General features: G+C 70.2%; 17 protein-coding genes. 9 read left to right on the top strand and 8 right to left on the bottom strand.

The window, feature by feature from the left end; genetic code table 11:
- Positions 1-67 precede the first annotated feature (67 nt).
- A complete protein-coding gene (gene hisD, locus OHS59_RS42360; RefSeq protein WP_328498654.1) occupies positions 68-1,387 on the bottom strand; it encodes a histidinol dehydrogenase in 1,320 nt (439 codons plus the stop codon).
- Positions 1,388-1,476: 89 nt separating this feature from the next.
- On the opposite strand from hisD, the gene OHS59_RS42355 reads away from it, so the two are divergent.
- Both OHS59_RS42355 and OHS59_RS42350 read left to right on the top strand, forming a co-directional pair.
- Positions 1,477-2,394, top strand: coding sequence for a LysR family transcriptional regulator (locus OHS59_RS42355; protein ID WP_328498653.1), 918 nt, complete (start codon positions 1,477-1,479; stop codon positions 2,392-2,394).
- A 196-nt stretch (positions 2,395-2,590) separates the two neighbouring features.
- Positions 2,591-2,947 (top strand): helix-turn-helix domain-containing protein, encoded by a 357-nt coding sequence (locus OHS59_RS42350; RefSeq protein WP_328498652.1) that lies wholly within the window; start codon positions 2,591-2,593, stop codon positions 2,945-2,947.
- 45 nt (positions 2,948-2,992) lie between these two features.
- Here OHS59_RS42350 and OHS59_RS42345 read toward each other — a convergent pair whose 3' ends face one another.
- The 5 genes from OHS59_RS42345 to OHS59_RS42325 form a co-directional block, all read right to left on the bottom strand.
- Positions 2,993-3,238: a DUF5133 domain-containing protein gene (locus OHS59_RS42345; protein ID WP_328499571.1), complete on the bottom strand. Its 246-nt coding sequence runs from the start codon at positions 3,236-3,238 to the stop codon at positions 2,993-2,995.
- A 199-nt stretch (positions 3,239-3,437) separates the two neighbouring features.
- A complete protein-coding gene (locus OHS59_RS42340; protein ID WP_328498651.1) occupies positions 3,438-4,892 on the bottom strand; it encodes a GH1 family beta-glucosidase in 1,455 nt (484 codons plus the stop codon).
- Between the two features lie 90 nt (positions 4,893-4,982).
- Entirely contained in the window at positions 4,983-5,924 is a 942-nt protein-coding gene (locus OHS59_RS42335) for a carbohydrate ABC transporter permease (protein WP_328498650.1), read from the bottom strand.
- A gap of 13 nt (positions 5,925-5,937) precedes the next feature.
- Complete coding sequence (locus OHS59_RS42330; RefSeq protein ID WP_328498649.1) at positions 5,938-6,933, bottom strand: carbohydrate ABC transporter permease; 996 nt, start codon at positions 6,931-6,933, stop codon at positions 5,938-5,940.
- Positions 6,934-7,061: 128 nt separating this feature from the next.
- Positions 7,062-8,375: an ABC transporter substrate-binding protein gene (locus OHS59_RS42325; protein ID WP_328498648.1), complete on the bottom strand. Its 1,314-nt coding sequence runs from the start codon at positions 8,373-8,375 to the stop codon at positions 7,062-7,064.
- A 283-nt stretch (positions 8,376-8,658) separates the two neighbouring features.
- Between OHS59_RS42325 and OHS59_RS42320 the strand changes: the two genes are divergently transcribed.
- On the top strand, positions 8,659-9,675 hold the full coding sequence (locus OHS59_RS42320; protein ID WP_328498647.1) for a LacI family DNA-binding transcriptional regulator: 1,017 nt from the start codon (positions 8,659-8,661) through the stop codon (positions 9,673-9,675).
- Between the two features lie 92 nt (positions 9,676-9,767).
- Here OHS59_RS42320 and OHS59_RS42315 read toward each other — a convergent pair whose 3' ends face one another.
- Together OHS59_RS42315 and OHS59_RS42310 are read right to left on the bottom strand one after the other, a co-directional pair.
- Positions 9,768-10,079, bottom strand: coding sequence for a hypothetical protein (locus tag OHS59_RS42315; RefSeq protein WP_328498646.1), 312 nt, complete (start codon positions 10,077-10,079; stop codon positions 9,768-9,770).
- Positions 10,076-11,056 carry a TIGR01777 family oxidoreductase gene (locus OHS59_RS42310; protein WP_328498645.1) on the bottom strand — a complete coding sequence of 327 codons (981 nt, stop codon included), beginning with the start codon at positions 11,054-11,056 and terminating at the stop codon, positions 10,076-10,078. The genes OHS59_RS42315 and OHS59_RS42310 overlap by 4 nt, the downstream gene beginning before the upstream one ends.
- A gap of 145 nt (positions 11,057-11,201) precedes the next feature.
- On the opposite strand from OHS59_RS42310, the gene OHS59_RS42305 reads away from it, so the two are divergent.
- From OHS59_RS42305 to OHS59_RS42280, 6 genes are all read left to right on the top strand, one after another.
- A complete protein-coding gene (locus tag OHS59_RS42305; protein WP_443061593.1) occupies positions 11,202-12,209 on the top strand; it encodes an alpha/beta hydrolase in 1,008 nt (335 codons plus the stop codon).
- 176 nt (positions 12,210-12,385) lie between these two features.
- Positions 12,386-13,231, top strand: coding sequence for an MIP/aquaporin family protein (locus OHS59_RS42300; protein WP_328498644.1), 846 nt, complete (start codon positions 12,386-12,388; stop codon positions 13,229-13,231).
- A 27-nt stretch (positions 13,232-13,258) separates the two neighbouring features.
- Positions 13,259-14,776 carry a glycerol kinase GlpK gene (glpK, locus tag OHS59_RS42295; RefSeq protein ID WP_328498643.1) on the top strand — a complete coding sequence of 506 codons (1,518 nt, stop codon included), beginning with the start codon at positions 13,259-13,261 and terminating at the stop codon, positions 14,774-14,776.
- Between the two features lie 374 nt (positions 14,777-15,150).
- The gene (locus OHS59_RS42290) at positions 15,151-18,297 is read left to right on the top strand and encodes an AfsR/SARP family transcriptional regulator (RefSeq protein ID WP_328498642.1); all 3,147 of its coding nucleotides are present in this window, start codon (positions 15,151-15,153) and stop codon (positions 18,295-18,297) included.
- Between the two features lie 422 nt (positions 18,298-18,719).
- Positions 18,720-19,661 carry a TauD/TfdA dioxygenase family protein gene (locus OHS59_RS42285; RefSeq protein WP_328498641.1) on the top strand — a complete coding sequence of 314 codons (942 nt, stop codon included), beginning with the start codon at positions 18,720-18,722 and terminating at the stop codon, positions 19,659-19,661.
- 232 nt (positions 19,662-19,893) lie between these two features.
- Entirely contained in the window at positions 19,894-22,269 is a 2,376-nt protein-coding gene (locus tag OHS59_RS42280; RefSeq protein WP_328498640.1) for an AbfB domain-containing protein, read from the top strand.
- Positions 22,270-22,277: the final 8 nt, after the last annotated feature.

The raw sequence follows: 22,277 nt of genomic DNA, 5'->3' as shown, positions 1-22,277 counted from the left end.
TCCTGTGTGGGCCTGCGTGGGCCTGTCTGGGACTGCGTAGGCCTGTTCGGGCCTGTGTGGGAGGGGTTCAGCCGGCGTAGGAACGCAGGCGGAGGGTGGCCGTGGCCTGGTGGGCGGTCATGCCCTCGCTGGCGGAGATGACCTCCACCGCTTCGGCGAGCAGCGGCGTGGCCTCACGGGTGATGCGCTGGTAGGTGAGCGGCTTCAGATAGCGGGAGACGGAGAGACCGGCGCTGTGCTTGGCGCCGCCGGCGGTCGGGAGGGTGTGGTTCGTGCCGGCCATGCCCTTGTCCGAGTACGCGACCGTGCTCCAGTGGCCGAGGAACAGGGAGCCGTAGTTGCGCAGTGTGTCGTGGTACCAGTCGTCCTCGGCGGTCTGCACCTCCAGGTGCTCCGGGGCGAGTTCGTCCATGACCGCGACCGCGTCCTCCCGGTTGTCCACGAGGATCACGGAGCCGAAGTCGTGCCAGGCGGGTCCGCAGATGTCCCGCGTGGACAGGGTCGGCAGCCGGCGCTCGACGGCGGCGATGACGTCACGGCCGAGCTTCTCGGAGGTGGTGACGAGGGCGGCCGGCGAGTTGGGGCCGTGCTCGGCCTGGCCGAGCAGGTCCGCCGCGACGGCTTCGGCGTCGGCCGTGCCGTCGGCGATGACGGCGACCTCGGAGGGCCCCGCGAGGAGGTCGATGGCGACCGTGCCGAACAACTGGCGCTTGGCTTCGGCCACATAGGCGTTCCCGGCGCCGACGAGCATGTCGACGGGTGCCTCTCCCAGCAGGCCGAAGGCCATGCCGGCCAGGGCCTGCACTCCGCCGACGACGAAGAGGTGGTCGATGCCGGAGAGGTGAGCGGCGTAGGTCACTGCGTCGTTGGCGCGTCCGTCCGGCTGGGGCGGGGTGCATCCGATCACCGTGGGTACGCCCGCGACCTTGGCCACGCCCACCGTCATGAAGGCGCTGGCCGTGAGCGGGAAGCGGCCCGCGGGAAGGTAGGCGCCGACGGCGGTGACCGGTACGTAGCGCTGGCCGACGACCAGGCCGGGCGCGATCTCCTCCTCGAAGTCCGCCAGGTGCTCGCGCTGCAGGGCGGCGAAGCGCCGGGTGCGCTCGGCGCCGAGTTCGATCGCCGCACGCAGGTCCTTCGGCAGGCGTTCGCCGCTGCGGGCTATGTCCCTCGCGTCGAGCTCGATCGCGCCGTCGGCCTGGCCGTCGAGGGTGCGCGCGTAACGGCGGACGGCGTCGAGGCCGTCGCGCTCGATGTCGGACAGCATGCGGCTGACCGTCTCGATCACCTCGGGGTCGCGCTGGGCCGGCGGAGCATCGACCGCGGGAGCCTTGAGCACGGTGAACCGGTCGGCGTAGGCAGCGGTGAAGCGGGGGCTCAATTTCATACAGCTGAGCCTGAAGGACGGTTTGCCCCGGGACAACCCCGATTTGTCCTCGCCACCCCATAGGGTGCCCCTATGGCACAGTGGACGGCATGCCACCTTCGTCCGCTCCGGCGATAACCCTCAACCAGCTGCGCGCCTTCCTCGCCGCCACCCGGCTGGGCACGTTCTCCGCCGCCGCGGCGGAACTGCGCACGACGCAGCCCTCGGTCTCGGAACTGATCAAACGCATGGAGGACCACTACCGGGTGCCGCTGTTCACCCGGGGGGCGCGCCGGCTCGTCCTGACCGCGGCGGGCGAGGAGCTCCTGCCCTACGCCGAGCAGGCGGCGGAGGCGGCCGAGGGCGCCGACCGGGCACTGCGTTCCCTGACCTCGCTGGACGGCGGAGTGGCCACTTTCGGCCTGCTGCGCAACGCCGACTACTACCTGCTGTCCGACCTGCTCGAAACGTTCCACGCCCGGCATCCCCGCGTACGGCTGCGGATCGTGGGCCTGAACTCGGTGGAGGTCGCCGAAGCCGTCGCCGCGGGTGATCTGGAGGCGGGTCTGGTCGTCCTGCCCATCGATGCCGAAGGTCTGGACGTCACGCCGCTCATGCGGGACGAGGTCGTCTACGCCTCGGCGGATCCGGAGCGCACCGCCCGGCCGGTGACCATGACCGACCTCGCCGAGGCACCGCTGATCCTCTACGACGCCCACTACGGCTGGCGGGACCCCACCCGGCGCCAGCTGGCCGAACGCGCCCAGGTGGAGGGCATCACCCTGTCCCCGGTGGTCGAGGTCGAGCAGGTCGACTCCGCGCTGCATCTCGTCGCGCGGGGCGCGGGAGACACGATCGTCTCCCGCGCGGTCGCGGGCAGCCGCACGTTCCCGGAGAACCTGCACACCGTCGGTTTCTCCGATCCGCTGTACGACACCATCGCCGTGGTCCGGCGCCAGGGAGCGGTGCTGTCACCCGCCACCCGGGAGCTCGCCCGCCTGGCCCGGCGCATGCTGCTCGAACACTGATCTCAGTCCCGGTCGTCCGGAACGGCCATCTCCCCGAGCAGCGACCAGCCCTCCTGCGGAACCGTCAGGGTCGGACTTCTCGTCGAAGCCGCTGCTGGCGCTCGCGCAGGCGGCGGCCGGGAACACGGCCGCCCTGATGCCGGCCCGCACGACCGGCAGGAGGCCGCGTCCGGCCCCTCGTGGCGAGGTGTACCAGGTGTTCACGGGCCGGACCGAAGCCGAGAGCGAGTCTCTGGACCTCTCCGCACGCTGGACGGACGCGGTCGGGCAGGCCCGCACGGCCATGGCCGAGGGCCGGCTCCCCGCCGTGGTGGGCAACGCCGCTTCCCGTACCGACGTCGTCGACCTCAGGCATCTCCCCGCCGAGATCTTCGTCGGCGGCCCCCGTCTGCTCAGTCGTATGCAGGCCCTGGAACGGGACGAGATCGTCAGGTGCCTCACCGAACCCGGCACGACGGTGGCGCGGGCCGCGGACGTACTCGGCCTCAGCCGCGCGACCGTCTACCGCAAGATCACCCAGTACGACATCGTCATGCCCGCGCGTACTCGCTGAGGTCCGGCCGCCCTCCGGCAGGTGGGCGGCCGACGGTTTCGGTCGTTACGCGGCCAGGATCTCGTCCTCCTGCGCGGCGCCCTCCCGGTCGGCGCGGTACTGCTCGATCAAGAGGTCCGCCGTGCGGAGAGCCTGCTCGACGGTGCGGGAGGCGGTCATGACGCACAGCGTGTAGGTGACGCTCTCCAGTGCCTCGCTGGTGCGGCCGGTGGGACGCACGTCGTGCTCGATCCGCACCTCGGCGAACCGGGCCAGGACCGTACGCAGTTCCTTCTCCGCCGGCACCATCATGGTGATTCCTCCCACACAGCACAGCTCGCACGTGGGCAGACGCCACAGCGAGAATCCGGACTTCATCAGTGGCGTCATTGTCACTGGGCGACACCGAGCGGTGTCGGGTAAGCCCCGGGTGCCCCGTCGCGGTGGGTCTATGCATGCACATGCCCCACATCTGTCTCACAGCTCCGACGGGAGTGCGCGGACGGCTCGTTCAGCTCTCACCCCCGTGGGCCGGCAGGGTGCCCGTGCGCGCCACGTCGGCGTACCAGCGCGCGCTGGCCTTCGGGATGCGCCTGCCGGTCGGATAGTCGACGTAGACGGCTCCGAAGCGCTTGCTGTAGCCGTAGCCCCATTCGAAGTTGTCCAGCAGGGACCACAGGAAGTAGCCGCGTACGTCGACCCCGTCCGCGATCGCCCGCCGCACGGCCGACAGGTGGCCGTGGAGGTAGGCGATGCGTTCCGGGTCGACCACCTCACCCTCCGGGTTGACGTAGTCGTCGAACGCGGCCCCGTTCTCGGTGATCATCAGAGGCATCGCGGGGAAGTCCGCCTTGAGTCGGAGCAGCAGGTCGTAGAGACCGCTGGGGTCGACCGCCCAGCCCATCGCGGTGGTGCTGCCCTCGGGCCGGTGGAAGGCGACCTCGGCCCCCGGCCACGGGCTGTGCTCGCTCGAGCCGTGCCCGTCGGAGCCGTGGCTGGCCTCGCCGGTGGCGGCGGACACCACGGTGGGGGTGTAGTAGTTGACGCCCAGGAAGTCCAGCGGCTGGTTGATCGTGGCGAGGTCGCCGTCCTGCACGAAGGACCAGTCGGTCAGGCCGGCCGTGTCCTGGAGGAGGTCCTGCGGGTACTCGCCTTCCAGCAGGGGGCCGGTGAACACGCGGTTGGCCAGCGCGTCGATCCGGCGGGCCGCGTCCAGGTCCTCGGGGGTGTCGGTCAGCGCCCTGACGTGGTGGATGTTGAGCGTGATGGACGCCCGCGCGTAGGACGGCAGTTCGGCCCGCAACGCCTGAACGGCCTTGCCGTGGCCGAGGTTGAGGTGGTGTGCCGCACGCAGGGCCGCGACCGGGTCGGTGCGTCCGGGGGCGTGGACACCGGAACCGTATCCGAGAAAAGCGCTGCACCAGGGCTCGTTGAGGGTGGTCCAGGTCTTCACCCGGTCCCCCAGCGCACGGGCCGCCAGGGTCGCGTATTCGGCGAACCGGTCGGTCGTGACGCGCTCCGGCCAGCCGCCCGCGTCCTCCAGGTGCTGCGGCAGGTCCCAGTGGTAGAGCGTGACGACCGGTTCGATGCCCTTCTCCAGCAGTGCGTCGGTCAGGGCGCGGTAGAAGTCGAGCCCCTTCTGGACGGCGGGGCCGCGGCCGGTCGGCTGCACCCGCGGCCACGACAGGGAGAACCGGTAGGCGCTCACACCGAGATCGGCCATGATCTCGACGTCCTCGCGCCAGCGGTGGTAGTGGTCGGTGGCCACGTCACCGGTGTCGCCGTTGCGCACCCTGCCGGGCGTGTGCGAGTAGGTGTCCCAGATCGAGGGGGTGCGTCCGTCCGCGGTGGCCGCGCCCTCGATCTGGTAGGCGGCGGTCGCCGTGCCCCAGGTGAAACCCTGCGGGAAGCGAACGGCGGTGGAGTTTTCCGGGGTGGGCGCGACACGTCGGGTAACGGTGGTCACGGGAGTCCTTCCAGATGTTCTGCGGGGCGTGAGTGGCGAAGGGGGGCCCGAGCGGCGGCGGGCCACGGCACCGGCGGGGCGGCGGGGCGCTCATCCCTTGACGGCTCCCTGCATGATGCCGCCGACGATCTGCCGGCCGAAGACGATGAACATGGCGAGCAGGGGCAGTGTGCCGAGCAGGGCGCCCGCCATGATCAGCGACTGGTCGCGTACGTATCCCGCGCTCAGCTGGGTGAGGGCGACGGGCACCGTCGGATTGGACATGTCGAGCACGATGAACGGCCAGAAGAAGTCGTTCCAGGCGTGCACGAACGTGATCATGAACAGCACGGCCATGGGCGGCCGGGCGATCGGCAGCACGATGCTCCAGAAGATGCGCAGGGAGTGCGCACCGTCCACGCGTCCGGCCTCGACGAGTTCGTCGGGCAGTGCCTCGCTCAGGTACTGCCGCATGAAGAAGACGCCGACGGCGCTGACGAGCGTGGGGAAGATGACGGCGGGCAGCTGCTGGCCCCAGCCCAGCTCGGTCATCATCATGAACAGGGGCACGACGCCGAGTTGCGGCGGTACCAGCATCGTGCCGATCACCAGCATGAGCAGGATGTTGCGGCCCTTGAAACGGAGTTTCGCGAAGGCGAAGCCGGCGAGGGTGGCGAACAGCACCGTGGACAGGGCGATCACGCCGGCCACGATCAGGCTGTTGAGCATGGCCTTGCCCAGTGCGGCGTCCTGCCAGGCCTTGCCGAGGTTGTCCAGGAGGTGGGGTCCCGGCAGGAACGGCGGAGGTGTCTGGGTGACGCGCGTGTTGTCGCTCGACGCCGCCACCATCGTCCAGTACAGCGGGAAGAGCGAGAACAGCGCCGCGATCCCCAGCAGGATGTAGGCGAGGGGGCCCGCGTGGTGCTGCCGTCCGGCGCCCGGGTGCCGGAACAGCTGTCGGCTCCGGCCGCCGGGCGGGGCGCTCTTCCCTGTCTTCCGCGCGGACTTGGGGGGTGCGTCCGCCGTCCGGACCGGGATGCTGTCTGTGGTCATGGGTATCTCCCGGTCAGGCCTTGCGCGCCAGGACGCGCTTGACGACTCGTTGGACGACGAACAGGACAATGAGCAGCAGGAACATCGCCCAGGCGACCGTGGCGGCCCGGCCCATCTGGTAGTTCTTCCAGCCCTCCTCGTACAGCAGCAGTCCCAGCGTCTGGTACTGGTTGTCCGCTCCCCCGGTGATGCCGTTCGGGCCCTGGCCGAAGATCAGGGGCTCACCGAAGAGCTGGGTGGCGCCGATCGTGGACAGGACGATGGTGAACACGATGGTGGAGCGGATACCGGGGACGGTGACCTTGAGGAACTGCTGCCAGCGCGAGGCGCCGTCGATGGCCGCGGCCTCGTAGCGGTCGCGCGGGATCGCCTGCATCGCCGCGAGGTAGAGCAGGGCGTTGTAGCCGGTCCACCGCCAGATGACGATCGTGGAAATGGCCGTCTGCGCGGCCCACTTGTTGTTCTCGAAGTCGATGTTGTCGATGCCGACCAGGCTCAGCATCCAGTTGATCATGCCGAAGTCGCGTTCGAAGAGCATCGTGAACACCAGGGCCGCGGCGCCCACCGAGGTGGCGTAGGGAGTCAGGGCGGCGACCCGGAAGAACGTCGAGCCACGCAGCTGGTAGTTGAGCAGATGGGCGAGACCGAGCGCCATCATCAGCTGCGGCACGGTCGACAGGACACCGATGGTGAACGTGTTGAGCAGCGCGTTCCAGAAGCGGTCGTCCTCCCACAGGGCCGTGTAGTTGTCGAAGCCGACCCACTCCATGACATTCAGGGTCGACAGTTCGACACGGTGCAGTGAGATCCACGAGGTGTAGATGAGCGGGTAGAAGCTGAACGCGGCGAAGACGACGAAGAAGGGGGCGACGAAGGCGTACGGGGCGCCGTGCACGTCGAGGCGGTGCAGCAGCGTACGGCGGCGCTGACGCTCCGCGCCGGTACCGGTCCCGTCCGGCGGAGCGGTGCCGGGCGCACCGTCTGGGGATGTCGAGGTGGAGATGGCCACCGGAAGGCGTCCTTCCTGGAGGGTGAGCTGGGGGGCGGGCAGGGGCCCGGCGGCCCACATGGGCTGTGCCGTGGGACGCCGGGCGGCTGCGGAAGCGGGCAGTGGAGCGGTCAGCGGCGGCCCCGAGGTCAGCCGGCGGCCTTCTGGATGCGCTTGTCCGTGGTCTTCCACGCCTCGTTCGGGCTCTTGCCCTGCGCCTCGATCAAGGTCAGACCCTGCGAGAAGATGTCCTTGATGGTGCCGTCCTTACGGCCGAGCACCTGCTCGTCGGGGATCTCCTTGGCCGCGGTCCCGAAAATCTGCCCGATGGGCGCGCCTGCGAAGTAGTCGGACTTGGCGTCGACGACTTCGGGCATCTCCAACGCGGTCTGCGACGAGGGGAAGTTGCCGATCTCCTTGAAGAGGTAGGCCTGCTGCTCGGGAGCGGTCAGCCAGGCGACGAGGTCCTGCGCCTCCTTCTTGACCGGGCTCTTCTCCATCACTCCGAGGAAGGACCCGCCCCAGTTGGCGCCCTGGGGTGCCTTGGCCACGTCCCACTTGCCCTTGTTCTTCGGTCCGGCCTTCTCGCTGATGTGCGCGAGCATCCACGCCGGGCAGACGGTGGAGGCGAAGGTGCTGTTGGCCAGGCCCGGGTCCCAGCCGGGCTGGAACTGGCGGAGCTTGGCGGTCAGATCGGACGTGGCCGCCTCGGAGGCCAGCTTCCACGCGTCCTTGACGACAGGGTTGGTCTCGTAGATGAGCTCACCCTTCTTGTCGTAGAACTGCTGGGAGTTGCCGTAGATCATGGCGTTGAACAGGCCGCTGGAGCTGTCCATGAAGGCGACCTTGTCGTCCTTCGACTTCTTCTTGAACGTCTTGCCCGCCTCGACGTACTTCGACCAGTCGCCCTCCCACAGCTTGGCGACCTCGTCGCGGTCGGTGGGCAGGCCGGCCTGCGCGAACAGGTCCTTGCGGTAACAGACCGCCATCGGGCCGATGTCGGTGCCGAGGCCGATGACCTTCTTGTCCTCGGTGGTGACCTGGCTCTGCTTCCACGGGAGGAAGTGGTCCGTCCCGGCCGCACCTGCCAGGTCGACGAACTTGTCCTTCTGCGTGTCGGACAGTTCCTTGGCCCGGCCGATCTCTATGCCCTGGATGTCCTTCAGCCCGCTGCCCGCGGCCAGGTGGGTCTGCAGAGCGGTGTAGTACGTCTGCTCGTCACCCGCGACGTCCGCCTTGATGACGACGTCCGGGTGCTCCTTCATGTACTTGTCGAGCAGACCGGTCTCCTTGAAGCCCATGACGCCGAACAGCCCCATGGTGATCGTGGTCTTGCCGTCCTTCTTGCCCCCACCGGTTCCCCCGCCATCACTGCCTCCGCAGCCCACGACCAGGCCGAGTGCCGACACAACCGATACGGCGGCCACGGCTCGTGTACGCAACTTCCTTCGGACCTTGCCCATTTCGTCCTCCTAGCGGCGGCGCTGACGCACCGGAGTTCGGGCCCCGCGGTCCGCTCCGCAGGCCCGATTTGTCCGATGGGCACGTTCCCAATCGACAATGGGAACGTGCCCACTCGGTGGCCCAGAGCGTGGCCGCCGCCACAGGCTCCTGTCAAGAAGTTGAAACCACTTCGTTGCCGGAAGATGTCGCGCCCCTGTGCCCGGACCCTTCGGACGCTCTCCTCGGGTCTGGCACAATGCGCAGGTGACAGCCGTGGGGACACCGCCCGGGCGAGGAGGCGACATGCGGGGCAGACAGCGCCCGACCATCAAGACGGTGGCCGCGCGCGCCGGTGTCGGACGCACGACGGTTTCACGAGTCATCAACGGCTCGGAACTCGTCAGCGAGAAGGCCCGGGCGGCCGTTCTCGCCGCCATCGCCGAGCTGAACTACGTACCGAACTCGGTCGCCAGGGGCCTGGTGACGAGCCGGACGAACTCCGTGGCCCTGGTGATTCCCGAGTCCGAGAGCAGACTGGGCTCCGAGCCGTACTTCTCGGCGGTCATCCGCGGGGTGAGCACCGCCCTCGCGACGACCCGCACACAGCTCCAACTGGTTCTCGTACGCGACCAGGCCGAGCGGGACCAGCTCACCGAGTCGGTGGCGGAACGCCGTGTCGACGGGGTCCTGCTGGTCTCGGTGCACGAACACGACCCGCTGCCGGGCCGGCTGGAGGACATGGGGCTGCCCACCGTCCTCGCCGGGCGCCGCTCCCCCGCCGAGTCCCTCACCCATGTGCACTCGGACAACGCGGGCGGAGCCGCGGCGGCCGTCGAGCACCTGCTCGCACGGGGGCGGCGGACCATCGCCACGATCAGCGGGCCCCTCGACATGGACGTGGCACGCAGCCGGCTCCAGGGATGGCGCGAGGCCCTGGAGAAGGCGGGCCACGAAGCCACGGACCGGCTGGTGGCCTCCGGCGACTTCACCGAGGAGGGCGGTGAGGCCGCGATGCGTTCACTCCTTGAACGAGTCCCCTCGCTCGACGCCGTGTTCGTGGCCTCGGACGTCATGGCAGCGGGAGCGCTCGTGGAGTTGCGCAGGCAGCGGCGCGGTGTCCCCGACGACGTGGCGGTGGTCGGGTTCGACGACTCCATCATCGCCCGGCACACCAACCCGCCCCTCACCAGCGTGCGTCAGCCCGTCGAGGAGATCGGCGAGACGATCGCCCGCCTCCTCCTGGAGGAGATCGGCGACCCCGAGGAGCCGCGTCAGCACGTCGTGCTTCCCACCGAACTCGTCGTACGCGAATCGTCGTGAGGCCGCCGTCCGAACGTCAGCCGTACGAATGGTCGCGAGACCGCGGTCCGTACGTCAGCCGTACGAATCGCCACGAGGCCGCGGTCCGTACGTCACGTACGCGAATGTCGTGAGTCCGCGGTCCGTATGTCAGGGGTGGTGCAGCACCGCCTCTCCAGGTCGTGACGCGGGAACATTCCGCCCCACACGACTCCGCCCGAGTACAGGGCGACCCGGGTGGTCCCCGGAGCCGACGTCTGCACCGCGACCGGTCGCGCGATCAGGGACGTGCCGGGCATCTGGGCATCCTCGGCGGCCCAACGTGCCACGGACGGCTGGACATTGCCGCTGACCAGGGCGGGCAGGACCATCACCGCGTTGCGTGCGCCGGGCAGACCGCCGCGGAGGCTTTTCGCATGGGTCACCTCCCCGACAACTGGCGGGCGTCTAGGCGCGTACGTCCGCGACGGTCGGCCCGCCCGACGAGGGACCTGGCGGCGCTCGCCCACTCGGGGTGTGCGAAGGCGAACCCGGCGGCGCTCAGCCGGCCCGGTACCACCCGGCGGCTCTTGAGCAGCAGCTCGGTGTCCGAGCGCAGTGCGAACGCCCCCAGTTCGGCCATCCAGCGGGTCGCCGGCAGCCCCACGGGGACGCCCCACGCGGTGCGCAGCGCCCGCATGAAGTCACGGTGCGGCAGGGGTTCGGGAGAGGAGAGGTTCACCGGCCCCTCGATGTCGTCCCGGGCGATCAGGAACTCCACCGCTCGCACGAAATCCTCGTCATGGATCCAGGAGACGTACTGCCCGCCGCCCGCCACGGGACCGCCCAGCCCGAGCCGCACGAGGCGCGACAGTACGTCGAACACACCGCCCCGGTCCGGGCTCATGACCATCGCCGAGCGCAGCGCCACCTTGCGGGTCGCGGGAGTCGGCGCCTCGGCCTGCGCCCGCTCCCAGTTCTCCGCGATCCTCACGCTGTACGCCCAGTAGTCCGGCACCCCGGCCTCCGAGCCGCCGAGCAGCCCGGTCGCCTCGTCGTGCGCCGCATCGAAGCGGTGGGCGTAGACCGTCGCCGTACTCATCTGCAACCAGACGCGCGGTGGCCGCGCGGCGGCGGCGATCGCTCGACCGACCACCCGCGCCGAGTCCACCCGGGAGTCCATCATGGCCCGCAGATTCTCCTCGGTGTACCGGCAGGAGACGCTGCGTCCGGCCAGGTTGATCACGACGTCGCAGCCGTCGATCGCCTCGGCCCAGTTCCCGAGGGTGGCCCCGTCCCAGCCGACGTCGTGTGCCCGCAAGGGATGCCGGGTCACCACCGTGACCTCGTGGCCGGCCACCGTCAGCGCACGGTCGAGAATCCCGCCCACCTGTCCGGTTCCCCCGGGCAGCACTACCTTCATCGAATCCCCCTCGGCTTCGTTCGGCATCAGCGTAACCCTGATTTTTGAACATGTTCAACCAGGAGGGTCGAGAGCGGATCGACGGTCGTCGGGTCCGGTGGGGTGATGCGGCCACGAGCGGCTCGGTTCCTGGTTTGCTGGACCCATGATCTCTGCGACATCGATGCCCGGCGTTCCCCTCGATGCCGAGCTGGCCGCCGCCCTGGCCGCTCTGGGGGACCTGTCCAGGCAGCGGCTCACTCCGGGGAAGCTCGCCGCCCAGCGGGAACGAGACGCCGCGAGCAGGCCCCGGCCCACCGCTGTCGAGCTGCGGGCCGACGGCCGCTTCGCCGTCGAGGAACTGCGGGTGCCCGGCGCGGAGGGGCGCCCGGACGTCACGCTGGTGCACGCGCGGCCCGCCGACGCCACCGGGCCGCTGCCGGTGCTGTACTACATGCACGGCGGCGGGATGATCATGGGCAACGCCTGGTCCGTACTGCCGAAGATCCTCCGCGACTGGTCCGCCCCACTCGGCCTGGCCGTCGTGTCGGTGGAGTACCGGCTGGCACCGGAGACGCCCTACCCGGGACCGCTGGAGGACTGTCACGCGGGACTTCTGTGGACCGTCGGCCATGCGGACGGACTCGGCATCGACGGCGAGCGCCTGATCATCGGGGGCAAGAGCGCCGGCGGCGGGCTCGCCGCGGCCCTGACCCTGCTCAACCGGGACCGCGGTGACGGCCCGGCACCTGCCGGGCAGCTCCTGCAGTGCCCGATGCTCGACGACCGTCTCGACACCCCCTCCGCCCACCAGATGGCCGACGCAGGCCTGTGGGACAGATCCTCGGCCGCCGTCGCCTGGCAGGCCTACCTGGGCGACCGGTACGGCGAACCCGACCTGCCGCCCTGTGCCGCCCCGGGCCGCGCCACCGACCTGAGCGGACTTCCGCCGACCTACATCGACGTCGGCTCGGCGGAGACCTTCCGCGACGAGAACGTCGACTACGCCCACCGGATCTGGCGCGCCGGCGGTGACGCCGAGCTGCACGTCTGGCCCGGCCTACCACGGCTTCGACTCGGTCGCCCCGGCCGCCGCCCTCACCCGCGAGGCCCGCCACGCCCGGACCCGGTGGCTCAGCCGCGTCCTCGGGCGGGCAGCCCGAGCATGACGTAGTGATCGATTTCCCACGCGCGGATCCAGCCCGGCAGACCGACACCCCGCCCCTGCCCGACGACCCGGCCCCCAGCACACGTATGTCCTGATATGCACTCTTCCGCAAACCGTCTTAGCCTGACTGATATCGCTCGGGGCGGTCGACGGCCGGTACAGCCGGCGGAGGGTGAGCTTCGATGGCTGAGCTGCGCATACGGTCCGGTCTGGTCGGTGAGTTGTCCGCCGAGTTCGCGGGCACTCTGATCCTGATTCTCTTCGGCTGCGGTGTGGTGGCCCAGGTGTCCGCGGGTGGCGCTCTCACGGATCCGGCGGGCGGTCTGGGTGACCACGACAGCATCGCCTGGGCGTGGGGTCTCGGTGTCACCCTGGGCGTCTACGTGGCGGCGAGGCTGAGCGGCGCCCACCTCAACCCCGCGGTGACCGTGGCACTCGCCGCGTTCAAGGGGTTCCCGTGGCGCAAGGTGGCCCCCTACGCGCTGGCCCAGACGGCCGGCGCCTTCGTGGCCGCGCTTCTCGTCCGCTGGAACTACAGCGAGGCACTGGCGAAGGCCGACCCCGGACACACCATCAAGACGCAGGGCGTGTTCTCCACCCTCCCGGCCAACGGCAACCCCGCCCTGCCGGTCCACGAGTGGGGCGCGTTCCGCGACCAGGTCATCGGCACCGCCATCCTGCTCCTGCTGATCATGGCCATCACGGACATGCTGAACACACCTCCGGGCGCGAACCTGGGACCGTTCATCATCGGCCTGGTCGTGGTCGCGATCGGCATGGCATGGGGAACGAACGCGGGGTACGCCATCAACCCCGCCCGTGACTTCGGACCGCGGCTGGCCAGCTTCTTCACCGGCTACGGCGGAGCGTGGCGAGATCAGTACGGAAACCTGTACTTCTGGGTGCCGATCATCGGCCCGCTGATCGGCGGCCTGCTCGGCGCGGGGCTGTACAAGATGCTCATCGGCCGCTTCCTGCCGTCCGCGGAACCCGAACCGCCGGGACGTGTCCCGGCTTCCAAGGACTGACCACTACGGCCGGAGAGGCGAAAACCCATGGCGGACTTCATCGGCGCGGTGGATCAGGGAACCACCAGCACCCGATTCATGATCTTCGACCACGGCGGCAACGAGGTGGCGAAGCACCAGCTGGAGCACGCTCAGATCCTGCCGCGGTCGGGCTGGGTGGAGCACGACCCGGTGGAGATCTGGGAACGCACCAACTCGGTGATCCAGAACGCCCTCCGGTACGGCGGCCTCACGGCGACCGACCTGGCCGCGATCGGCATCACCAACCAGCGCGAGACCACGGTGGTCTGGGATCCGCGCAACGGCCGCCCCTACTACAACGCCATCGTGTGGCAGGACACCCGTACCGACGCGATCGCCGCCGCCCTGGAACGCTCGGGGCAGGGAGACGTCATCCGCCGCAAGGCCGGACTGCCGCCGGCCACCTACTTCTCCGGCGGCAAGATCCAGTGGATCCTGGAGAACGTCGACGGTGTGCGCGAGGCGGCGGAGCAGGGCCACGCCCTGTTCGGCAACACGGACGCGTGGGTCCTGTGGAACCTCACCGGCGGCCCCGACGGCGGCATCCACGCCACCGACGTGACCAACGCCAGCCGCACGATGCTGATGGATCTGGAGACCCTCGACTGGGACGACGAACTGCTGGGCTTCTTCGGCATCCCGCGGGCCATGCTGCCGGCCATCAAACCCTCGTCCCACCCGGAGGCGTACGGCGTCACCCGTGCCTCCCGGCCACTGCGCGCCGCCATTCCCATCGGGGGCGTGCTCGGCGACCAGCAGGCGGCGACCGTCGGACAGGTCTGCTACGCGCCCGGCGAGGCCAAGAACACCTACGGCACAGGCAACTTCCTGGTGCTCAACACCGGTACGGAACTCGTCCGCTCCGAGCACGGACTGCTCACCACCGTGGCGTACAAGTTCGGCGACGACCCGGTGGTCTACGCGCTCGAAGGCTCCATCGCGGTGACCGGCTCCGCGGTGCAGTGGCTGCGCGACCAGATGAAGATCATCAAGACTGCCGCCGAGAGCGAGGATCTCGCCCGTACCGTCGAGGACAACGGCGGCATGTACTTCGTCCCCGCCTTCTCCGGTCTGTTCGCGCCCTACTGGCGCTCCGACGCCCGCGGAGCGATCGTCGGTCTCGCCCGCTACAACGACAACGCGCACCTGGCGCGGGCGACGTTGGAAGCCATCTGCTACCAGAGCCGTGACGTCGTGGAGGCCATGGAACGGGACTCCGGGGTCCACCTGGACGTGCTCAAGGTCGACGGCGGGGTCACCGCCAACGACCTCTGCATGCAGATCCAGGCCGACATCCTCGGCGTACCCGTGAGCCGTCCCGTCGTCGCCGAGACGACCGCGCTCGGCGCCGCCTACGCGGCCGGGCTGGCCACCGGATTCTGGCGGGACACCGACGAACTGCGCACCCACTGGCAGGAGTCGAGGCGCTGGGAGCCGCAGTGGTCCGACGACCAGCGGGCGGAAGGCTACGCCGGGTGGAAGAAGGCCGTGGAACGCACCCTCGACTGGGTACGCGTCCCGTGACCCCGTGAGCGACCCGGGAACGGCGGCGACCGTACGGTCCGGTCGCGCTCCGCTCCGCCGCCGCTGACCCCCGTTGACAGCGGCGACGGGCGAAGCCCATCAGCGGGTTCCGTGCCGGAACCCGCAGCCGATCCAGTCGACCGGTCCGGCGCGAAGGGGGGTCAACCCGCCGAGCCGGCCGACTGGCTGGCCAAAGACTGCAAGAGGAACCTTGCGAAAACCTTGTCGGGCCCCGCCACCCCGGCCCGGTCGCCGGTCGGACCTGCTCGTCGTCCCCGGACCGGGTCAGGATCACCGGGCGTTGCGGAACCATCACCGTCACGGCACCGCGGACCTCTCATGTGTGGAATCCTGGACATGATCGGGGGGGGTTCGTGAAAGCAGAACGGCCGATCGTGGGTGGGGACGTGGATCTTCGATTACTGGGCTCGTTGGAACTGTGGGCCGATGGACGTCACATCGAGCTGGGACAGCCCAGGCAGCGCATGGTGCTGGCGGCGTTGGCGGCCAACGCGGGCCGGCTGATGACCGTGGACGCTCTGGTGGACCGGGTCTGGGACGAGGACCCTCCCGACGCCGCCCGTTCGACGCTGTACTCCCATGTGAGCCGGATCCGACGGGTGTTGGACGAGGCGGCGCGAGGCGAGGACGAGACGCTGGGACACCCGCCGCTGCAACTGGTCCGGGTGTCGGGCGGCTACCTGTTGAGGGCGGCGGACGACAGCATCGACCTGCTGCGTTTCCGTGCGCTGGTGGCCCGGGCACGTGGTCTGCGTCCGGGTGACGCCGAGTGCGCCCGGCTCCTGCGGGACGCCCTGGACCTGTGGCGGGGCTCTCCCCTGGCCGACCTGCCGGGTGCCTGGGCCGAGCGGACACGTGCCGCCTGGCTGAACGAACGGCTCGAAGCCGCCCTCCAGTGGGCCAGGGCCGAGTCCGCGGCGGGACACACCGCCCAGGCGATCGGCCGGCTGCGTGTCCTGTCGGAGGAGTACCCCCTGGCGGAACCCCTCGCCGCCCTGCTCGTCAGATCCCTGACCCAGGCCGGCCGGACCGCGGAGGCCCTCGACCACTACGCCGAGGTCCGCCGTCAGCTGATCGACGAACTGGGCTCCGAGCCCGGGGTGGAGCTGCGTACCGCCTACGAGGAGGCCCTGCGCGACCGCCCGCTGTCCGCCACCGGCACGGAGTCCGGCCCCGCTTCGGGCGGCCCACGCAACGCGCCCTCCCGGCCCGCACAACTGCCCACCGACGTACGGGCGTTCACCGGCCGTGAGGAACAACTGGAAGAACTCACGAGTCACTTGCTCGCCGCCGGGGACGAGCCCGACGCCACCAGCACGGTCGTGGTGTCCGCCGTCTCCGGCACCGCCGGAGTCGGCAAGACGGCTCTGGCCGTCCACTGGTCCCACCGCATGCGCGAGCGGTTCCCGGACGGCCAGCTCTACGCGGACCTTCGCGGCTACGACACGGACGAACCGGTGCCCGCGGCCGACGTCCTCACCGGCTTCCTCGTGGCCCTCGGCGTCCCCGGCCCCGAGATCCCCCTGCGGGTGGACGACCGGTCCGCCCGCTACCGCACCGAGCTGAGCGAGCGCCGCATGCTCGTCGTGCTCGACAACGCCTCGTCCAGCGAGCAGATACGCCCGCTGCTGCCCGGCGCGACCCTGTGCAGAACCGTGGTGACGAGCAGGGACGTACTCAGCTCCCTGGTGTCCCTGCACGGCGCGCACCGACTCGTGCTCGACGTCCTCCCGCTCAAGGACGCAGTACGACTGCTGAGCAGGCTCATCGGCCCCCGGGCCGCATCCGAGCCACAGGCCGCGGCCACCCTCGCCGAACAGTGCGGACGACTGCCCCTCGCCCTGCGCATCGCCGCGGAACTGGCGCTCTCCCGGCCCGCGTCCCCCTTGAGCGCCCTCACCGCCGAACTGGACGACCGGCGGGGGCGGTTGGAGATGCTGGACGCGGACGACGATCCCCGAGCCGCCGTGCGCGCCGTCTTCTCCTGGTCCTACGACCGCCTGCCCGCCGAGGCCGCCGCCACCTTCCGGCTCCTCGGGCTGCACCCGGGGCCCGATGTGGACGCGTACGCGGCAGCCGCCCTGTGCGGGCGCTCCGTGGCCGACACCCGGCAGACACTCGACCTGCTCGCCGGCAGTCACCTGATCGAGCAGACCCGGCCCGGCCGCTACGGCATGCACGACCTGCTGCGGGTGTACGCGGCCTGGCAGGCCGAGCGGCACGACGGGCCGGCCGACCGCGAGGCCGCGCTCGACCGTCTCCTGATCCACTATCTCGCGGCGTCCTGCGCCGGCATGGACGTGCTGTTCCCGGCCGAGAGCCACCTGCGGCCGCGGATCCCGGCCCCCGAGACCGAGCTTCCGCCGTTCCCCGACGCCGCTCACGCCAAGGAGTGGCTGGCGGCCGAGCACGCCGTGCTCACGGCCGTCACCGCGAGCGAGGCCGGGCGCGGCAGGGCCGAACACGCCGTCCGCCTGTCCACCACCCTGCACCGGCATTTCGACAGCCGCGGGCTCTTCACCGACGCGCTGGTCATCCACGGCAACGCCCTGCGTGCCGCACGGGCGGCCGGCGACCTGCGGGGCGAGGCCGAGGTACGCACCTGCCTCGGCACGACCCACCGTCGGCTGGCGCAGTACGACGAAGCGGTCCGGCACCACACGGAGTCACTGGCCCTCTGCCGGCGGATCGGGATGCCGGTGGCCGAGGCCCGCAATCTCACCAACCTCGGTGTCCTGCACGAACTGCGGGGCCAGTACCGCGAGGCCGCCGAGCGGCACGACGAAGCCGCCGTCCTCTTCCGGAAGGCCGGGGACGTAGGCGGCGAGGCCGACACGCTCAACAACCTGGGCATCGTGCACGAGTTGCTCGACGACTACGAGACCTCCGCGGAACAGCACCGGCAGGCACTCGCCCTCTTCCGTTCCCTCGGGCACGCCTTCGGCGAGGCGAGCGCCCTGGGCAATCTCGGCATCGTGCTGTCCCGGCTCGACCAGCACGCCACGGCGGCCGAGCACTTCGAGCAGGCCCTCGCCCTGTTCCGGCGGCTCGGCCACCGCGGGGGCGAGGCGCACGCCCTCAGCAACCTCGGCGACGCGCACAACCGGCTGGGCCACCACCGGCAGGCGGCCACCCATCAACGGGCGGCGCTCGACCTGTTCCGACGGACCGGGGAGCGCTACGGCGAGACCGGCAGCCTCAACGGTCTCGGCGAGGCCCTGCACGGCTCGGGCCGGCCGGACGAAGCCGCGGAAGCGCATCGCGCCGCCCTCGCCCTGGCCATGGAGATCGAGGAGAAGGAGGAGCAGGCCCGCGCCCACATCGGCTTGGCCCGCATCCACCAGGACCAGGCGGACCTGACGACGGCCCGTGACCACTGGCAGGACGCGCTCGCCCTGTACGACGCCATCGGCTCACCGCGCGCCGCCGGTGCGAGCGAGGCGCTGTCCGCACTGGAGGCACAGCTGCGGGAGGACACGCAAAGCCCTGACTGCGCCTGAGCCGGGCGGGGACCGGCGGTCGGGGACCGGTGGGCCGTCCTCAGCCGCGGCCCACGCAGGCGGCACGTTGACACCGAAGGGGGTGCCTCCCACAATGATCAGCATGACCTGGCACTGTTGCGACACGATGACGGGGCTTCCGCGCGTCCCGAATCGGACCGGGTGCGAGCGCTCAGGCCGCTAGCCGGTTGCCGCCGAGCCTCGACGCTCGCCGCGCCGCAGTCCGTTCGTGCTGGTCATCTCCTCGATGACCGAGGGAATCCGGACATTCTTCTCGTCTCCCCCGTCCTCTGGCCGGGTCGCGACTGATTCGCCCCTTCCCTCCACCGCACTCACGCGTTCGCGGCGCCCTGAAACACACATCTCGGGCCTGTTGCCGACTGCCGGCAGGCCATCGAGCCATGCGAACGAGGAGGAATGTCATGACGGTGACCGTTCCGGAGACCGGCGTGCCGACGCTGCGTGAAGCCCGTGTGCCCGCGGGCGGGATCTACGAGGGGGTCCGTGAGCTGCGGCGGCTGCCCGAGGGATGGCCGACGCGCCCCTACGACCGCTTCGAGCTCGTCCCGCAGGGACGCACGATCGGGGCCGAGATCAGAGGCCTCGACCTGTCACGCCCTCTGGATCCCGCTCTGCGCGAGGAGCTGAACCGGGCGCTGCTGGAGTGGAAGGTGCTCTTCTTCCGTGCCCAGCACCTCACGTCCGAGCAGCAGAGCGGCTTCGCCCGCAACTGGGGAGAGCTGGAGACCAATCCCCTGCTCGCCCGCGGCGCCAGCGCCGACGTGGTGCGCTTCGACAAGAGCGCCGGAGCCACGCCGACCTTCGAGAACGTGTGGCACGCGGACGTCACCTTCCGTGAACGGCCCGCGCTCGGCGCCGTGCTCCAGCTGCGCGAGGTCCCGCCCTTCGGCGGGGACACGATGTGGGCGGACATGGCCGCCGCGTACGACAACCTCTCGCGGGAGGTGAAGGACCGCATCGCGGGCGCCACCGCCGTGCACGACTTCATCCCCGGCTTCGCCCGCTTCTACGGCCCCGAGCGGCTCGCCCCGTTCCAGGACGCCTTCCCGCCCGTGGAACACCCGGTCGTACGCACACATCCGGAGACGGGCAGGCCGCTGCTGTTCGTCAACACCTCCTTCACGACCCGCATCACCGGCCTGGCACGCGAGGAGAGCGACCAGCTGCTGCGGCACCTCATACAGCAGGCGCATGTCCCGGAGTACCAGGTGCGCTTCCGCTGGCAGGCGGGAGACATCGCCTTCTGGGACAACCGCGCCACGCAGCACTACGCGGTGAACGACTACGGCTCGCACCGCCGCGTGGCTGAGCGCGTCGCCATCGCCGGGGACCGCCCGTACTGACCGCGGCGGGCGTGCGGCCCCTGGGTGAGGACGATCCAGGGGCCGGCACCGCGGCCACCCTTCCAACTGTTCTTGTCATGCACCTGTACAGACCTTCGGTGTCGTGCTGTCATGCCAACTACCGCTCTTTCCAACGTTGTACAGGCGAACGTCGTCCAGGCCAATACGACGAGCCGCCTCTCTTTCTCTCCGTACGTGCACGTCCTTGCCCCACGACACCCAAGGAGTCACGATGCGCAGCACCACTCCGGCCCCGCGCCCCGGGGCAGCCTGGCTGAGACAGCGGGCGAGGCGGATCACCACCGTGCTCGCCACCCTCGCGCTGGTCTGCACGGCCGCGCTGACCGCGACGGGCAGCGTGCAGGCCGCACCGTCGGCAGCGGCCGCCTGGACGCCCAAGCCCTCCCCCATGACCACTCCCTGGACGAACCAGGTATCGGTCGACAATCCGCTGCCGGAGTATCCGCGCCCCCAGCTCACCCGTCCCGACTGGGCCAATCTGAACGGCATCTGGGACTTCGCGGTCACCACGGCGGACGCGGGCCAGCCCGCCTCGTTCTCCGAGCAGATCCGGGTGCCGTTCGTCGCCGAGTCGGCGCTCTCCGGGATCCAGCGCAAGATCACCCAGAACGACAAGCTCTGGTACAAGCGCACCTTCACCGTCCCGGCGGGCTGGAACGGCCGCCGCGTCCAGCTCAACTTCGGTGCCAGCGACTGGCGTACGACGGTCTGGGTCAACGGCAGCCAGGCCGGCGGCACGCACAGCGGCGGCTACGACTCCTTCTCGTACGACATCACCGGCCTGCTCAACGGTGGCACCAACACCATCGTCGTGTCCGTCTGGGACCCCAGCCAGACGGGTATCGGGGCGGTCGGCAAGCAGCGCATCAATGACGTGGCCCCGCATCCGGGCGGCGGCATCTTCTACACCGCCGCCTCCGGTATCTGGCAGACGGTGTGGCTGGAGCCGACGGCCCCGGCGCGCATCACCCGCCTCGACATGGTGCCCGACCTCACGAACAACACCCTGAAGGTCACCGTCCGCGGCGACGGCGTCTCCGGGCAGAGCGCCAGGGTGACCGTGACCTCCGGCTCGACCACGGTGGGCAGCGCGACCGGCGCGGTCGGCAGCACGATCACCGTGCCGGTCCCGAACCCTCACCTGTGGACGCCCGAGGACCCGTTCCTGTACGACGTGAAGGCGGACCTGGTCTCCGGCTCCACCACCGTCGACTCCGTGGGCAGTTACGCCGGAATGCGTTCCGTGGGCATCGCCCGGGTCGACGGCGTCCTGCGTCCCGTCCTCAACGGGAAGTTCGTCTTCCAGACCGGCACCCTCGACCAGGGCTACTGGCCCGACGGCATCTACACCGCGCCGACCGACGACGCCCTCAAGTACGACCTGCAGAAGCACAAGGACCTCGGCTTCAACATGGTGCGCAAGCACATCAAGGTCGAGCCGCAGCGCTGGTTCTACTGGGCGGACAGGCTGGGGCTGCTGGTCTGGCAGGACATGCCCTCCATGGACACCCGCACCCCCGACAGCGCCGCCCGCACACAGTGGGAGGCGGAGTACGACCGCATCATCGACCAGCACCGCAGCTCGCCGTCCCTGGTGATGTGGGTCGACCAGAACGAGGGATGGGGGCAGTACGACCAGGCCCGCATCGCCGACCATGTGAAGGCGTACGACCCCTCGCGGCTGGTGAACAACATGAGCGGCATCAACTGCTGCGGCGCGGTCGACGGCGGCAACGGTGACGTCCTCGACCATCATGTCTACGTCGGCCCCGGCACGACCGTGCCCAGTGCCACCCGGGCCGCGGTCCTCGGTGAGTACGGCGGCCTGGGATTCAGGGTCGCCGGTCACGAGTGGTATCCGGGCGGCGGCTTCAGTTACGAGGACCAGGCGGACCAGGCCCATCTCAACAACCGCTTCGTGGGACTCCTCGACGCCCTGCGCGAGGTGCGGATGCCCGCCGGGCTCTCGGCGTCCGTCTACACGGAGATCACCGACGTGGAGAACGAGGCGAACGGCCTCCTCACCTACGACCGGCAGGTCGTCAAGGTGGACGCGGCCCGCGTCCAGGCCGCCAACCGCGCCCTCATCGACGCCTCGCGGGCTCCCAGCACTCCCGTCGTGCTGCCCTCGAACCAGTACAGGTCCCTGCGGGTGACCACCCCCGGCTACACGAACCGCTATCTGCGGCACCGGGACGGGGCCGCCTACACCGACGTGGTCGACGCGAACAGCGCCGCTCTGCTCAAGAACGACGCCACCTGGAAGATCGTGCCGGGCCTCTCGAACAGCGCCTGCTACTCCTTCGAGTCACGCAACTACCCCGGCCAGTACCTGCGTCACCGCGACTTCCGTGTCTACAAGGAGTCGGGCAGCGGGGCCGTGTTCCAGGCCGACGCCACTTTCTGTGCCGTGCGCGGCGCGGGCGGCGGCGTCCGGTTGTCCGCGTCGAACTTCCCCGAGCAGTATCTGCGGCACTACAACGCCGAGTTGTGGCTGGCCACCCCGGGCGGCTCCCACGCCTGGGACAACCCCGCCTCCTTCACCGAGGACACCACCTGGGCCGTCGAGGCGCCCTGGGCCCCCTGACCGCGCGC

It is taken from the genome of Streptomyces sp. NBC_00414, assembly GCF_036038375.1.
GTDB lineage: Bacteria > Actinomycetota > Actinomycetes > Streptomycetales > Streptomycetaceae > Streptomyces.
The sequence above is the reverse complement of the archived record's forward strand: the minus strand, read 5'-3'. Positions and strand labels throughout refer to the sequence as shown.

Excerpts from the sequence above, each read along its gene's own strand:
- hisD (WP_328498654.1), bottom strand. The coding sequence starts at position 1,387 with ATGAAATTGAGCCCCCGCTTCACCGCTGCCTACGCCGACCGGTTCACC.
- OHS59_RS42355 (WP_328498653.1), top strand. The coding sequence starts at position 1,477 with ATGCCACCTTCGTCCGCTCCGGCGATAACCCTCAACCAGCTGCGCGCC.
- OHS59_RS42345 (WP_328499571.1), bottom strand. The coding sequence starts at position 3,238 with ATGATGGTGCCGGCGGAGAAGGAACTGCGTACGGTCCTGGCCCGGTTC.
- OHS59_RS42335 (WP_328498650.1), bottom strand. The coding sequence starts at position 5,924 with ATGACCACAGACAGCATCCCGGTCCGGACGGCGGACGCACCCCCCAAG.
- OHS59_RS42325 (WP_328498648.1), bottom strand. The coding sequence starts at position 8,375 with ATGGGCAAGGTCCGAAGGAAGTTGCGTACACGAGCCGTGGCCGCCGTA.
- OHS59_RS42320 (WP_328498647.1), top strand. The coding sequence starts at position 8,659 with ATGCGGGGCAGACAGCGCCCGACCATCAAGACGGTGGCCGCGCGCGCC.
- OHS59_RS42310 (WP_328498645.1), bottom strand. The coding sequence starts at position 11,056 with ATGAAGGTAGTGCTGCCCGGGGGAACCGGACAGGTGGGCGGGATTCTC.
- OHS59_RS42305 (WP_443061593.1), top strand. The coding sequence starts at position 11,202 with ATGATCTCTGCGACATCGATGCCCGGCGTTCCCCTCGATGCCGAGCTG.
- OHS59_RS42300 (WP_328498644.1), top strand. The coding sequence starts at position 12,386 with ATGGCTGAGCTGCGCATACGGTCCGGTCTGGTCGGTGAGTTGTCCGCC.
- glpK (WP_328498643.1), top strand. The coding sequence starts at position 13,259 with ATGGCGGACTTCATCGGCGCGGTGGATCAGGGAACCACCAGCACCCGA.
- OHS59_RS42285 (WP_328498641.1), top strand. The coding sequence starts at position 18,720 with ATGACGGTGACCGTTCCGGAGACCGGCGTGCCGACGCTGCGTGAAGCC.
- OHS59_RS42280 (WP_328498640.1), top strand. The coding sequence starts at position 19,894 with ATGCGCAGCACCACTCCGGCCCCGCGCCCCGGGGCAGCCTGGCTGAGA.